The organism is Williamsia sp. MIQD14 (assembly GCF_051025635.1).
Classification (GTDB): domain Bacteria; phylum Actinomycetota; class Actinomycetes; order Mycobacteriales; family Mycobacteriaceae; genus Williamsia_A.
Genome location: NZ_JBPFDG010000001.1, coordinates 1100425 through 1115736, shown reverse-complemented (window position 1 = coordinate 1115736; position 15312 = coordinate 1100425). Strand labels below are relative to the sequence as shown.

Sequence of the window (15312 nt, the reverse complement as noted above, 5' to 3'; positions counted from 1 at the left end):
AAAAGTGAAATCGACGTAACACGGCACGTCGAGGTCTAGCTTCACCCTCATCACTGGAAGTCTCGAGGGAGTTGTCGTGGGAATTCACAAGGCGTCGCGGGTGTCGAAGTCCGTCGGTAAGGCGGGCCTGGCGGGCACTGCTGCCGGTGCGGTCGTGACCACGGCAGCAGCCGCGGTTCTGATGGGGGCGGGAGTCGGATCGGACCCGACGTCGTTGACGGTGGCGGCGGGTGCGAACGCGTCTGTCGACCATGCTCTGAGTCGTGTCCACGCCGAGGGTGTGGTGCTGACGGGCAAGACGTTGCAGATGTTGTCGTCGTTGCCGACGGGGTCGTCGGTGGTGGTGCCGAATCAGTCTCCGGTGCAGAGTGGTTCGACGGGTGTGAACGGTTCGTCGTCGGTGCCGCCGTTGTCAGGGCAGGGGTCGTCGCCGGTGCAGTTGTTCGTTCCGACGGGCGGTGCGGGCGGTTCGGGTCCGGTGTCGCAGGCGTCGGTGTCGCGGTTCAGCATGTTCTCTCCGGATACGACGTGGACGCCGTTGCGTACGACGGCGGGTTCGTCGTCGACGGCGTATGCGTTCGTACCGGCGGCGGGGACCGATCCTGCTGCGGGTTTGGGGATGTTGATCCGGGTGTTCATCGGTGATGGCGCTGATGCTCCAGCGGATTGTGTTGCGGCGGCGTGCAATGGCGGTAACGGTGGACTGTTGTTCGGCAACGGTGGTCGTGGTGCGAACGGCGGTGCGGGCGGTAACGGTGGACTGTTCGGCAATGGTGGCGCCGGTGGCGCGGCGACGGTTGCCGGCGGCACGGGTGGTGCGGGCGGTAATGCGGGCTTCTTCGGGACCGGCGGTGCAGGCGGAGCGGGAGCAGCCGGGGCGACCGGACTCGCCGGTGGTGCCGGCGGCGCCGGCGGTCGCGGCGGATTCGTGTTCGGCAGCGGTGGAACGGGTGGTGCCGGCGGTGTCGGTGCGGCCGGGACGGCCGGTGCCGCGGGCACCGCAGGTGGAGCCGGTGGTGTCGGTGGTGCCGGTGGCGGTCTGATCGGCAACGGTGGCCAGGGCGGTGCCGGAGGTCTCGGCGGCGCGGGCGGTGCGGGTGTCGACGGCACCGCCGGTGCGGCGGGGACCGGTGCGGGTGCTGCGGGCGGAGACGGTACGGCCGGCACAGCGGGCGGCGCGGGTGGTCGTGGCGGGAACGCCGGTGCCGGTGGCGCATCGAGTCTGTTCGGTGCCGTCGGCGCGGTGGGCGCGAACGGCAACGGCGGCATGGGTGGTTCGGGTGGTCGCGGCGGCAACGGCGGTGCGGGTGTGAACGGCGCCGACGGCACTGCGGCAGTCGGGGCCGGTGGCAACGGTGGCGACGGGCAGGACGGTGGCGCCGGCGGCAAGGGCGGCTCCGGTGGTGCGGCGGGCGCAGGTGGCGCGGCGGGCACCGGTGGGACCGGTGGATCGGCCGGCGCGAACGGCACCGCGGGCGGCCTCGGCAACGGCGGCGCGGGCGGCAACGGCGGCCTGGGTGCGGCCGGAAACGCCGGCGGCACAGGGACGTCGGGTGCGGTGGCCACCGCGTCGGGTGCTTCGGGCAACGTCGGCGGAGCCGGTCTGACGGGCGGCAACGGCGGCAGGGGCGGTAACGCGGGCATCGGAGGTGCCGGTGCGGTCACCGGTGCCGACGGTCAGAGCGGCAGCGGCGGTGCGGCCGGTAACGGTGGCACGGGCGGCGCGGGATCGAACGGTGTCGACGGTGCGGCCGCGACGACTCCCGGCGAGGCCGGTCAGGCCGGAGGTGCGGGCGGCGCCGGAGGTGCAGGCGGTGCCGCGGGTTCCGCGGGTGCCGCGGGCACGGGCGCCGGAGGAACCGCGGGTGCCGCGGGCATCCAGGGCGTCGGCGGCGCGGGCGGCAACGGTGGCGTCGGAGGTGCAGGCGCGAACGGTGCGACCGGCGATCCCGGCGCGGCTCCCGTCGGATTCGGCGCGAACGGCACCACCGGCGGCACCGGTCAGACAGGCGGAAACGGCGGCCGCGGAGGCGATGCCGGTATCGGCGGTGTCGGCTCGGTCAACGGCAGCGACGGTCAGAGCGGCAGTGGCGGTGCGGCCGGCAACGGCGGTCAGGGCGGCACCGGATCGAACGGCAACGACGGAGTGGACGGTATCGACGGCGTCGTCGCAGGCGAGTCGGGAACCGATGCGGGCAGCGGAGGCAACGGTGGCGCCGGCGGACTCGGTGGCGCGGCGGGTACTGCCGGGGCCGCAGGTACGGGCGCCGGCGGTGTCGCGGGTGCAGCGGGTCAGGCCGGAATCCAGGGCAACGGCGGTGCCGGCGGCAACGGCGGAACCGGTGGTGCCGGCGCCGACGGCCAGGACGGCACTGATGGAGCAGTCGTCACCGGGACGGGCACGCGCGGCAACGACGGCACTGCGGGCACGGCCGGCGGCGACGGTGGACGCGGCGGGAACGCCGGCATCGGTGGTGCCGGGACCGTCGCGGGCGCAACCGGTGTCAACGGGACCGGTGGCGCAGCCGGCGACGGCGGGAACGGCGGCGACGGGTCGGACGGAGCCGACGGCGCGAACGGCGCGAACGGTCTCGGCGCGGGTGGCGCGGGCAGCGCGGGCACAGCAGGTGGTGCGGGCGGCAACGGCGGCGCGGGCGCGGCTGCGGGCACGGCGGGCGCATCCGGCACAGGCGGTTCCGGCGGTGCGTCCGGCGCAGCCGGTGTCGCAGGCATCGAGGGCGTCGGCGGCGACGGTGGCGACGGCGGTCGCGGCGGAAACGGTGTTGCCGGAGCCAACGGCGTCACCGGTGTGAACAACGGAGCAGCACAGAACGGCGGCGCCGGTGGCGCGGGTGGCAACGCAGGCGCTGCGGGCACCGGCTCGACGAACGGCTCGGCCGGGACCAACGGGTCCGGCGGCGACGGTGCTCAGGGTGGTAACGGCGCCGCGGGCACGAACGGGGCCGGGGGTGCGGCCGGCACCGCCGGCACCATCAACGGCGGCACGGGCGGTGCGGGCACGGCAGGTGGCGCCGGTGGAAACGGCGGCGCCGCAGGTGCTGTCGGCACCGGGGGTACCGGCGGCTCGGTCGGTGTCCAGGGCAACGGCGGCAACGGCGGCGCGGGCGGTACCGGAGGTACCGGCGGCAGCGGTCGGGCCGGGACGAACGGCGGAACCGGGTCCGCCGGATCGGGCGAAGGCATCTTCTCGGCTCCCGGCAACGGCGGTACGGGTGGTAACGGCACCGTGGGCGGCAACGGAGGCGCCGGTGGTGTGGGCGGCGGAGGCGGCGCGGCCGGTACCGGGCTCGTCAACGGCACGGCCGGAGCCAACGGCAACGGCGGCACCGGCGGTATCGGTGGCGTGGGTGGTAACGGTGGAACCGGCGGCACCGGCGGGAACGCCACCATCAGGAACGGCGGCAACGGCGGCAACGGTGGGACCGGGGCGGCCGGCGGCATCGGTGGCACCGGAGGTCTCGCGGGATCGGGCGGCGCAGCCGGATCCGGGACGGTGGGCACGGCAGGCGTTGCAGGGAACAACGGCGCCGGCGGCAACGGCGGTGCGGGCGGCACGTCGACCACAGGCAACGGCGGTACCGGCGGTACCGGCGGCGGCGTGGCCGCGACAACCGGAAACGTGGCCGGTGGCAACGGGGGAGCCGGTGGCTCGTCCGCGGCGAACACCGGTGGCACCGGCGGCACCGGAGCAGGCGTCTCGACGACCAGTGGTCGTGCCGAGGGCGGCGACGGCGGGCAGGGCGGCAGCGGCGGCGTCAGGGGCGGGGCCGGTGGAGTCGGCGGTGCGGGTACCTCGACCGGCGCAGGCGGGCAGGGCATCGGTGGTGACGGCGGCAACGGCGGTGCGTCAGCGGCGGGTGCCGGCGGAACGGGTGGCGCCGGAGGTACCGGGTCGGGTTCGACCGCGACCGGTGGCGCAGGAGGTAGCGCAGGAAGCAGCGGCGGCGTCTTGACCACCGGATCGACCGGCGGCGCCGGTGGCGCGGCCGTCGGAAACGGGCCGTCGGCGACGGGTGGTGCGGGAGGCACGGGAGGCACGGGTGCATCCGGCGTTGCCGGCGGAAAGGGTGGAACCGGCGGAACCGGTGGCACGGCCTCGAACTCCAGCGGAAACGCCACCGGAGGTGCGGGCGGAACCGGCGGTGCCGGAGGCTCCGGATCCTTGGCGGTCACCGGCGGCGCCGGAGGCAACGGTGGAACCGGTGGATCGGCCACCGCTCCGGGCGCCGGAACGGCGACCGGTGGCACCGGTGGTGCGGGCGGCAAGGGAGCGGGAACCGCGTCCAACGGCACCAAGGGCGCCAACGGCACCGGCGTCGGGTGATCGTGTACTCCACCCCACCGGGGGCGGAGCCTCATCAGTGACCTGACGGTTCGCGCTACGCACCGGCCGCATCCGATACCTCGGGTGCGGCCGGTCTGCGTGGGTGCTTGGGAACCGAAAGTTGTTGTACAACCTAAAGATTTGCACAAAATATGCAAACCGTTTCTAGGGTTCGCCGTAAGAGCGAGATCAGACTGTTCGAGGGAGTTGTCGTGGGAGTTCACAAGGCGTCGCGGGTGTCGAAGTCCGTCGGTAAGGCGGGCTTGGCGGGCACTGCTGCCGGTGCGGTCGTGACCACGGCAGCAGCCGCGGTGTTGGTGGGATCAGGGCTCGGGTCGGACCCGGCCACACTCACCGCCGCGGCGGGGGTCGACGCCTCGACGGTCAGCGCTCTGAGCCGCGTGCACCTCGAAGGCGTGGTCCTCACGGGCAAGACCCTGCAGATGCTGTCGTCGTTGCCCACGGGGTCATCGGTGGTGGTGCCCGAGCAGGCACCCCAGTCCACCGCGACCGGCAGCACCTCCTCGGTACCGCCGTTGTCGGGAACCGGTTCGTCGCCGGTCACGCTGTTCGTCCCCTCGACCGCCACCGGTGGTTCGGGTCCGGTGTCGCAGGCGTCGGTGTCGCGGTTCAGCATGTTCTCTCCGGATACGACGTGGACGCCGTTGCGTACGACGGCGGGTTCGTCGTCGACGGCGTATGCGTTCGTACCGGCGGCGGGGACCGATCCTGCTGCGGGTTTGGGGATGTTGATCCGGGTGTTCATCGGTGATGGCGCTGATGCTCCAGCGGATTGTGTTGCGGCGGCGTGCAATGGCGGTAACGGTGGACTGTTGTTCGGCAACGGTGGTCGTGGCGCGAACGGCGGTGCGGGCGGTAACGGTGGCCTGTTCGGCAATGGTGGCGCCGGTGGTGCGGCGACGGTTGCCGGCGGTACGGGTGGTGCGGGTGGTGACGCTGGCTTCTTCGGGACCGGCGGAACCGGTGGCGCGGGAGCAGCCGGGAAGGTCGGTGCGGCAGGGCAGGCCGGAACCGCGGGAGGTGCCGGAGGCGCTGGTGGTCGAGGCGGTGTGGTGATCGGCAACGGAGGCGCCGGCGGTGCCGGCGGTCTCGGTGGTGCCGGAGGTACGGGTGTCGACGGTGTCGCGGGTGCGGACGGTACCGGTGCGGGCGCCGCCGGCGCTGATGGTGGCACGGGTACCGCTGGTGGTGCGGGTGGTCGTGGCGGGAACGCCGGAGCCGGAGGCGCTTCGGGCTTCTTCGGCGCGGTCGGGATGGTCGGTACGAACGGCAGCGGTGGGGTCGGCGGCTCGGGCGGCGCCGGAGGTGCGGGTGGTGCGGGGATCGATGGCACGGCCGGTACGTCGGCGACGACTCCCGGCGGCAACGGCGGGGATGGTCAAGACGGTGGCGCCGGTGGCAGCGGTGGTGCCGGTGGCGTGGCGGGCAGCGGTGGCGCGGCGGGTACCGGGGGAATCGGTGGGGCGGCAGGCCTGAGCGGCACTGCCGGCACGCGAGGCGTGGGCGGCAATGGCGGCGCGGGTGGTTCGGGTGCAGCGGGCGCGAACGGATCGACCGGTGACGCCGGTGCGGCTGTGAGCGGCACGGGGACGAACGGCAACGTCGGTGGTGTCGGCCAGGCGGGTGGAAACGGTGGTCGCGGCGGGAACGCCGGCGTCGGCGGCTCCGGCTCTACAGCGGGTACGACGGGCGCAAACGGCTCCGGAGGTGCGGCCGGTAGCGGCGGCGCCGGCGGAGCAGGATCGGCAGGAACGAACGGCGCGAACGGAATCGACGCGACGACTGCCGGCGGCTCGGGAACGAATGCACAGGACGGTGGCAACGGCGGTGCCGGCGGCGCGGGCGGTGCTGCGGGTGTGGCCGGCGTCGCGGGAACGGTGGGGTCCGGCGGCGCGAACGGTGCCGCCGGGTCCGCGGGCGCGCAGGGCGCGGGCGGTGCCGGTGGCAACGGCGGAGTCGGCGGTGCGGGCTCGGCCGGCGGGGTCGGTGCTGCCGGGGCGAACGGCACGGGTTCGGGTGCTGCCGGCGCCACCGGTGGAACCGGACTGACCGGAGGCAACGGTGGAGCCGGAGGTGCCGCCGGGCTCGGCGGAGCGGGTTCGACCACGGGTGCCGACGGCGCGAGCGGTAACGGCGGCGCGGCCGGCAGCGGCGGTACGGGTGGAGTCGGCGGCAACGGCGCGCGAGGCGCGAACGGGACGAACGCGACGACCGCGGGCGCCTCCGGTACCGCGGGCCAGTCCGGTGGCGCGGGCGGTGCCGGTGGCGCGGCCGGCGCGGCGGGGATCGCAGGCACGGCGGGCGCCGGGCGGGGAGGCGTGACCGGCGCAGCCGGAGCCACAGGCGCTCAGGGTGCGGGCGGCAACGGCGGAAGCGGCGGAACCGGTGGTTCGGGCGCTGCCGGAGGCGTCGGCGCGACGGGCGCTGTCGCGGTCGGAAGCGGGACCAACGGCAACGTCGGTGGTGTCGGCCAGGCGGGCGGCAACGGCGGGCAAGGCGGCGCCGCCGGTGCGGGAGGCGCGGGATCGGTTGCAGGACAGGCCGGATCGAGCGGCAATGGTGGGTCGGCTGGAGCCGGCGGCAAGGGTGGTACCGGATCGAACGGGACCGACGGCGCGGACGGCGCGGAGGGCACGCCCACCGGTGGCAACGGCGCGGCCGGTCAAGACGGTGGCATGGGCGGCGCGGGCGGCGCCGGTGGCGCGGCCGGTGTCGCCGGTGCGGCTGGCGCCGGGATAGGCGGCGTGGCCGGAGCGGCTGCGGCCGCGGGAGTCCAGGGCGACGGCGGAAACGGTGGGAAGGGCGGCAACGGCGGAGCGGGTGCGAACGGTGGAATCGGTGACGCCGGCACCGTGGTCACCGGTTCCGGCGCGAACGGGAACGCCGGCGGAGTCGGCCAGACAGGTGGCAACGGCGGTCGCGGTGGAAACGCCGGTGGCGGAGGTGTCGGAACCGTCGCAGGGACCGCGGGAATCAACGGAAACGGCGGAGCGGCGGGCAACGGCGGCCGGGGAGGTGCCGGCTCGAACGGCACCGATGGCGTCGACGGGACCGACGCGACGACGCCCGGCGGTTCGGGCACCGACGGGCAGGCCGGTGGAATTGGCGGCGCAGGCGGTGCCGGCGGAACCGCGGGCACCGCGGGCGCAGCCGGAACCGGAGGTACCGGCGGGACGGCCGGAGCTGCCGGGTCCGCGGGTCTCCAGGGCGTGGGTGGTGCCGGTGGTGATGGCGGCACCGGTGGATCCGGCGCGAACGGCGCGACCGGAGGTGTCGGCGCGGCTGCGGTCGGAGCCGGGTCCGCGGGCAACACCGGCGCGATCGGTCAGGCCGGCGGTAACGGCGGGCGCGGCGGGAACGCCGGTCTGGGCGGCGCCGGCTACACGACGGGCGCAGCCGGTCGGAGCGGCGACGGGGGTGCGGCCGGTGACGGCGGCCAGGGCGGTGCGGGATCAGCAGGCACGAAAGGCGCTGACGGACAGTCGGTTCAGACTGCGGGCAGCGCGGGTACCGACGGACACCGCGGGGGAACGGGTGGCGCCGGCGGTACCGGCGGAGCGGCGGGTGTCGCGGGCGCGGCCGGCGATGGGACCGGTGGAGTGAGCGGGGCGGCCGGAGTGGCAGGTCTGCAGGGCGTCGGCGGGGCCGGCGGTGACGGCGGCCGTGGCGGTGACGGAACCGACGGAGTCCGGGGCTCGACGGCGGCAGCCGCTGTCGGCGCGGGAGCGAACGGGAACACCGGCGGCGCAGGCACGAACGGTGGCAGTGGCGGTCGCGGCGGCGACGCCGGCATCGGCGGCCAGGGGTCGACGAACGGTGCGGTCGGTGCGAACGGTGTCGGCGGCGCGGGCGGCGACGGAGGCCAGGGCGGAATGGGTTCGCGCGGTAACGACGGTGCGTCCGGCCGAGACGCCTTCGTGCCCGGAGATTCGGGAACGGCTGCCCAGGACGGGGGTCGTGGAGGCGCCGGTGGCAGCGGTGGGCTCGCGGGCCTCGGCGGCGCGTCCGGTGTCGGCGGCACGGGCGGCGGCGCCGGTGCCGACGGCACGAAGGGAACCGACGGTGTGGGCGGGGCCGGTGGCAACGGTGGCAACGGCGGCAACGGTGCCGACGGCGCCACCGGTACAGCGGGCAGGACGACCACCACCATCGCCGGCGCCAATGGCAACACCGGCGGCGCAGGGCAGTCCGGTGGCAACGGTGGTCGAGGCGGGAACGCGGGAGCCGGTGGAACCGGTGTGGTGACGGGCCTGTCCGGCCGAGCAGGCAACGGCGGCTCGGCCGGTGACGGCGGGATGGGCGGCGCAGGTTCCGACGGTAACGACGGGGCACGCGGAGCCGACGGCGTCGCGCTCGGGAGTGCGGGATCTACGGGCGGTTCCGGAGGAAGCGGCGGTGCCGGTGGCGTCGGCGGTGCAGCAGGAACGGCGGGCGCTGCCGGATCGGGAGGCGGCGGCACGAGCGGACTGGCCGGCACAGCCGGGATCCAGGGCGTCGGCGGCAACGGCGGTGACGGTGGGCGCGGCGGCAACGGTGTCAGGGGCGGTGACGGTGTCGCCGGATTCAACGGCGGCGCGGCCCAGAACGGCGGCGCCGGTGGGTCGGGCGGCAATGCCGGTGCCGCGGGCACCGGTTCGACGAACGGGACGGCCGGGGTGAACGGCTCCGGCGGCAACGGGGCAAACGGCGGCAACGGTGCGGCCGGAGCGAACGGACTGAGCGGTACCGCCGGTATTGCAGGGAACATCAATGGCGGCCAAGGCGCCGCGGGGACCGCCGGCGGTGCCGGTGGAAACGGTGGCGCCGCGGGTATCGCCGGAACCGGCGGTCGGGGCGGGACGATGGGCGTGCAGGGTAACGGCGGAAACGGGGGAGATGGCGGAACCGGTGGTATCGGTGGCGCCGGCCTCGCGGGGGCGAACGGCGGCAGCGGTCGTGCAGGAATGGACGCGACAGCAGCGAATCCGGCCGGGACCGGTGCCGGGGCCGGAGGGCCGGGTGGAGCAGGGATCGCCGGCGGTAACGGTGGCGCGGGTGGCGCGGGTGGCGCCGGCGGGAGATCGGGCACGGGCCTGGTCAATGGTGTGGCCGGGGCAAACGGAAACGGCGGTGCCGGCGGGATCGGCGGTACGGGCGGCAATGGCGGTATCGGCGGCGTGGGTGGCAACGCGCTGACGGGGATCGGTGGTGGCGGTGGTGAAGGCGGCGCCGGCGCGGCCGGAGGCATCGGAGGAACCGGAGGCCCCACGGGAGGCGGCGGACGTGCCGGGACTGGTGTCGCGGGGACTACGGGTATGGACGGCGCGAACGGCATCGGCGGCGCCGGCGGTAACGGCGGCGACTCCACGAGTTTCACAGGCGGAGTCGGAGGTCGCGGTGGTCAGGTCACCGCCGATCGCGGTGATGCAGTGGGCGGCGATGGAGGGAACGGCGGACAGAGTGGCGCGGGTAGTGGCGCAGGCGGGCGGGGCGGCGACGGTGGCGCCGGGGTGTCAAGGGGCGCCGGTGGCCGCGGCGTGGGCGGCGACGGTGGAACCGGGGGTGGTTCGGTCGGCGTGGGCAGTACTGCAGGGGCAGGCGGCACGGGAGGTGTCGGCATCGGCGCGACCGCCACAGGCGGCGACGGGGGCGCAGGAGGAGCCGGTTCCACGCGTCAGGGCGGAACGAACGGCGGCGACGGCGGCGCGGGCGGTCGGGCTTACGGCATCGGACCGGGGACCGCGACGGGAGGGCAGGGCGGGGCCGGTGGTGTCGGCGGCAGCAACACCGTTGGTTCGGCCGGTCCCACTCGCAGCGCCGGCGACGGTGGCGATGGAGGTACCGGGGGCGCGGCCGACAACGGGGTGGGCAACGCGGTCGGTGGAGCAGGCGGTGCGGGTGGCGCCGGCGGCACAGCAAACCCCGCACGCAACGGCGGCGACGGTGGAAACGGGGGGGCTGGCGGCAACGCCTCCGCACCGGGCGCGGGAACGGCGACCGGTGGCGCCGGCGGCGCCGGTGGTGCCGGATCGGGGCCGCAGGCGTCGGACGGCACCAAGGGCGCGAACGGAACTGCGACCGGATGAGTCCGCGCGTGACCTCCGACGGTGACACGGGCGGCCCCGGGACGGTTCGCTGGGCGTCGGAAGGTACAAAGGGGTCCAACGGAAGTGGGGTCGGATGAGTCAGCAGTCGCAGCACGGTCGTGTTCCCGACAGTCGGAGGCCGACGATCATTGCTCTCGTCGCGGCGGTGATCGCCATGGCGTCGATCGTGGTCGCGGTGTTCGCACTCGTGCAGGGTGGATCGGACGACGACGCGCCGAGCTACTCCGACGCGCAGCGCTCCAGCGACACCCGCACGGTGTGCGATGCGTTCGCGCTGAACCTGAAGGCGGTGTCCATCCAGACCGGGGCACAGGCGCCCGCGGGTGAGTCGGGTGTCTCGGCGGCCGCGGCGAACGCACGGTTGGCGTTGTTCGCGGCGTCGGTGAACCTGAGCGACGCCCTCGAGTCCGCCCCGGCGGCGCCCGACGCACTCCGCTCGGCGGTGACCGATCTGGCGAAGCAGTACCGCACGGTGGCGACGCAGTATCTCGCCGGCGCGACCACGACGTCGTCGGAGGTGACGACCGCCGTGCGCGCCGCGGGCACGGCCGCCACCACGGTCTCCGACACCTGTAAGTAGGGCGCCGCAGACCGCATCAGGACGGTCGAGCGCGGAGCTATCCGCGTGATGACACGGGGAAGAGACCGAGCAGTCGACGCCCTGACGCGAGGGACGGCGCCGCGGCCACCCGGACCTCGACCAACGATGGGAACAGCGCGCGCACAGCATCTTCGAAACGATCGGTGAGGGTGACGTCGGACGCGGGGCAGTGTGCGCACGTACCGCCCAAGGACACGGTGACGACACCGGCAGCGACATCGACGATGTCCAGTGCGCCGCCATGGGACCGGATGAAGTCACCCACCTCTCCGGCGAGCACTTGCCCCACGGCAGCGCGCAACACGTCGTCGGCCGACCCGGCCGACGCTCCTCGCCACTGGTCCGCAGTGGTGAGCGCCTCGCTCAGGGCAGTGCGGATCGCCGCGCCGTCACGACGCCAGGATCGACCGTCGCGCAGCGCGATACGCAGAGCTGTGGGTTCCGCGGTCATCGATGTGATGACCCCGTCGTCCACCCACGCCTGGATCGACGCCGGCGCAACCGCGACCTCGCCGACGAATTCCAACGTGCCGGCGGGCAGCACCCAGCGCAGTTCCTGCGGTGACCCTGGGATGGCCTCGGGGTGGATCGGGACGGTCATGTCACCGCCGCCACGATCGTGTGTGCGGCGAAGGCCATCACCCACGCGAGCACGAACATGTACCCGAACGCGATGGCGGGCCATTTCCAGGTCCCCGACTCCCGACGCATCACACCGATCGTCGACATGCACTGCAGTGCATAGAGGAAGAACACCATCAGCGCGGCCAGCACGGGCGGGGTGAACAACGGTTCGCCGATCCGCTCACCGCTCGTGACACGCATCGTCTGCAGGGCGTTGCTCGGGTCGTCGGGGTTCTCGGCGGCACCGACCTGGCCGAGTGTGGCGACAAAGGTCTCGCGCGCCGACAGGGACGCGAGGATGCCGATGTTGATGCGCCAGTCGAATCCGAGCGGCGCGAACACGGGCGCGATGAACTTGCCGACCGCCGCACCGGCGCTGTGCTCGATGACGTACGAGGACGTCGCTGCGTCGTCGTTCGGATCGATCCCGGCGGCGCGGAAGTCGCTGTCGCCGCGGGTGGGCAGGTTGAGGAGCAGCCACAGCGCGGCCGTGGTGACGAGGATGATGACACCGACCTTGCGGACGAATCCCCTGCAGGCGTCCCACACCGACAACGTCATCGACCGCACCGAGGGCAGGCGATACGGCGGCATCTCCATGTAGAACGGCAACAGGGGTCCGGTGCCGCGGCCGATGCGGGAGAACAGCCATGCCGTCGCCATCGCCGACACCGCGCCACCGAGATACAGCGCGAACATCACGACACCCTGCGCACCGAACGGCCCGACGCGATCCGACGAATCGACGAGCAGTCCGGTCAGCAGGATGTACACCGGTAGCCGCGCCGAACAGGTCATCAGCGGCGCGGCCATCATGGTGGCCAGCCGATCTCGGGTCGACGGCAGCGTGCGTGTGGCCATGATCCCCGGGATGGCGCACGCCAGCGACGACAACAGCGCCACGAAGGCGCGGCCCTCGAGGCCGGCGACCGACATGATCTTGTCCATCAGGAACGCCGCACGGGCCATGTACCCGACGCCCTCGAGAAGGGCGATGAGGATGAACAGCAGCGCGATCTGCGGGAGGAAGACGAGAACACCGCCGACGCCGCCGATCATGGCGTCGCCGAGAAAGCTGGCCAGCCAACCGATCCCGATGTTGTCGCGGACCAGGCCGGCGAGGTAGTCGAAGAACTGCTGCACGTAGTCCTGCAGCGGTGCGGCGACGGTGAAGATGACCTGGAAGAACGCGAACATCGTCGCGAAGAACACCAGGGTGCCCCAGACGGGATGCAGCAGAACGGCATCGATGCGACGCGTGCGGTCGTCGAGCCTCGGCAACCGATAGCGCGACGCGCCCAACACCGACTCGATCCACGCCGTCACCTCGGGTCCGTCGGCCGGCGGTGGGAGAGCGGGGGTCGTCCACCGATCGGGGTGGGGGAGCAGTTCCCGCAACGCGCCGAGTTCACGCCGGCGTCCACCGACGACGGCGACCACGGGCACGCCGATGGCGCGGGAGAAGGCATCGACGTCGATCGACCCCTGGCGCCGGGTCAGTTCGTCGGTGAAGGTCAGGACGACGCACACCGGGAGGTCGGTGCCGAGCACCTGCGCCAGCATCCCCAGTGACCGGCGCAGAGTGGTCGCGTCGAGCGTGACGACGAGCCCGTCGGGGGTGTCGGTCGTGATGTCGTCGGGGTCGAGGATGTCGGCGACGATCTGCTCGTCGGGGCTGATCGCATCGAGACTGTAGGTCCCCGGCAGGTCCTCGACGAGAACGTCGTGCTCGCCGACCTGCGTGCGCCCCTCGTAGCGGGCGACGGTGACACCGGGATAGTTGCCGGTCTTGGCGCGCAAGCCGGTGAGCGCGTTGAAGAGCGTCGTCTTGCCCGAGTTCGGGCTGCCGACGAGGGCGAGGCGTGCGTCGGAGGAGTGGTCGTCGAGTGACCCCGCGCCACCGTGCGGTCCGCAGCTCATACGCCCCCACCCCCTCTCGTCGATCCGAGTCAGGTAAGGCTCTCCTGGACTCCTCGTCCACCACAGTAGCGCCGGGTCGACACGTGCTGTGTGCTGCCGAGACCGGTTGCCCGACTTGCCCGAATGTCCGCGTCGCGAAGTCGATCGACACCCTCCGGACATCGCCGCGCCGACCCACGTTCATCTCCATCGATCACCGTCGGCGCATGAGACTCATGACCCGCCTGGCCACCCTCGCGTTCACCGTCGCCGCCGCCGTGGCGGCGACACCCGGCTCGGCCGGAGCGATCGACTTCGGGAGCTCGGGGCTGGGCAATGACGGCGGCACGTACACCTATGCCGTGATCGGCGACGTCCCCTACGGCCAGGCCCAGATCGATGTCTTCCCGCAGTGGATCGCCCAGATCAACGCCGACAGTGCGGTCGACATGACCTTCCACGTCGGTGACATCAAGAACGGTTCGACGACGTGCACCGACGACTACTTCGCGATGATCCGGAAGGATTTCGACACCTTCCGTCGCCCGTTCCTCTACACCCCCGGCGACAACGAGTGGACCGACTGTCACCGCGCCAACAACGGTGCCTACAACCCGCTCGAACGCCTCGCCGCGGTCCGCAAGACGTTCTTCCCGCGTCCCGGTCGCACCCTCGGACAGCAGTCGCGCCCGGTCGCCTCGCAGGGCGGCGTCGGGTTCCCGGAGAATGTGTCGCTGGCGCAGCGCGGAGTCGCGATGGCGACGTTGCACGTGGTCGGCAGCAACGACGACCTGCAGCCGTGGACGGGCATCGGCAAGACCGCGGCCACCCCGGAACAGATCGCCGAGGAGACCGCGCGCATGAATGCCGCTGTGGCGCAGGTGCGCAGCAGCTTCGCCGTGGCGAAGGCCCGCAATTATCGGGCGGTGTCGTTCTACACCCAGGCCGACATGTTCGACCCCACCTACGAGGTCACCCAGAAGGACGATTCCGCGTTCACGCCGCTGGTACGCGCACTGGTCGAGGAGTCACGCAGTTTCGGCAAGCCGGTATACCTCTTCAACGGCGACAGTCACGTCTACAACTCCGACACCCCGTTGGCGACCGGTTCGAAGTGGTTGTCGTTCTACGGCGTCACCGGTGCGGCCGACAATCTCACGCGGGTCACCGTCGACGGGTCGTCGAACAACAAGGACTATCTGCGGGTCTCCATCTCGGCGCCGAGTGACCCGAAGGTGCTCAACTGGACCCGGGTTCCGTACATCGTGCAGGCCGCGGGCTGAGGTCAGCCGACCGCGACGACCTTGATGCAGTCGGCCTGGCGACGCCGGAGTGCGATCTCGTACCCGGCGACGCGTACGACGACGGGACCGCGCATCGGGGCGCGACGCACGGCGACGACCTCGGCTCCCGGCGCGAACCCGAGGTCGAAGAAGCGGCGGGCGGCCGACGGATCGGCGTCGGCGCACAGGCGCGACACCACTGCAGAGCGGCCCAGCGGCAGGGCGCTGATGGGGACCTCGCCGAGCGAGGCCTCATCAGCGGCGATGGAGCGCGAGCGGAGACGGTCCGTCGTGATCGACATGTCGCCTCCCCGATCGTCGTGGCAGGCAAGTGAGCCTTACCTAGCTGAGATGAGGCAAGCATAACCACGATCCATGACCCTGCGCCAGGTCCTCGATGAGCGTCGGTAACGATCTGTCCGGTACGGGCGATCTGGGTGTACACCTGTCCGA

The 15312-nt window shown here is 73.1% G+C and carries 7 protein-coding genes; 4 read left to right on the top strand and 3 right to left on the bottom strand.

The genetic code is table 11. The features are described from left to right. Positions 1–76 precede the first annotated feature (76 nt). The 3 genes from ACQ7HM_RS04725 to ACQ7HM_RS04715 all read left to right on the top strand — a co-directional run bounded on the left by ACQ7HM_RS04725 (position 77) and on the right by ACQ7HM_RS04715 (position 11032). Positions 77–4345, top strand: coding sequence for a PE family protein (locus tag ACQ7HM_RS04725; RefSeq protein ID WP_434215063.1), 4269 nt, complete (start codon positions 77–79; stop codon positions 4343–4345). A gap of 212 nt (positions 4346–4557) precedes the next feature. Continuing rightward, entirely contained in the window at positions 4558–10431 is a 5874-nt protein-coding gene (locus ACQ7HM_RS04720; protein WP_434215062.1) for a PE family protein, read from the top strand. A gap of 94 nt (positions 10432–10525) precedes the next feature. Next, positions 10526–11032 carry a hypothetical protein gene (locus ACQ7HM_RS04715; RefSeq protein ID WP_434215061.1) on the top strand — a complete coding sequence of 169 codons (507 nt, stop codon included), beginning with the start codon at positions 10526–10528 and terminating at the stop codon, positions 11030–11032. A gap of 37 nt (positions 11033–11069) precedes the next feature. Here the strand turns inward: ACQ7HM_RS04715 and ACQ7HM_RS04710 are convergent, their stop codons facing one another. Together ACQ7HM_RS04710 and feoB are read right to left on the bottom strand one after the other, a co-directional pair. Beyond that, on the bottom strand, positions 11070–11654 hold the full coding sequence (locus ACQ7HM_RS04710) for a NifU family protein (protein WP_434215060.1): 585 nt from the start codon (positions 11652–11654) through the stop codon (positions 11070–11072). After that, complete coding sequence (gene feoB, locus ACQ7HM_RS04705; protein WP_434215059.1) at positions 11651–13597, bottom strand: ferrous iron transporter B; 1947 nt, start codon at positions 13595–13597, stop codon at positions 11651–11653. Before feoB ends, ACQ7HM_RS04710 begins: the two co-directional genes overlap by 4 nt. Before the next feature lie 206 nt (positions 13598–13803). On the opposite strand from feoB, the gene ACQ7HM_RS04700 reads away from it, so the two are divergent. Further along, complete coding sequence (locus ACQ7HM_RS04700) at positions 13804–14859, top strand: hypothetical protein (protein ID WP_434215058.1); 1056 nt, start codon at positions 13804–13806, stop codon at positions 14857–14859. Between the two features lie 2 nt (positions 14860–14861). On the opposite strand, the gene ACQ7HM_RS04695 is transcribed toward ACQ7HM_RS04700, so the two are convergent. Then, positions 14862–15161 carry a FeoA family protein gene (locus ACQ7HM_RS04695; protein ID WP_434215057.1) on the bottom strand — a complete coding sequence of 100 codons (300 nt, stop codon included), beginning with the start codon at positions 15159–15161 and terminating at the stop codon, positions 14862–14864. Positions 15162–15312 lie beyond the last annotated feature (151 nt).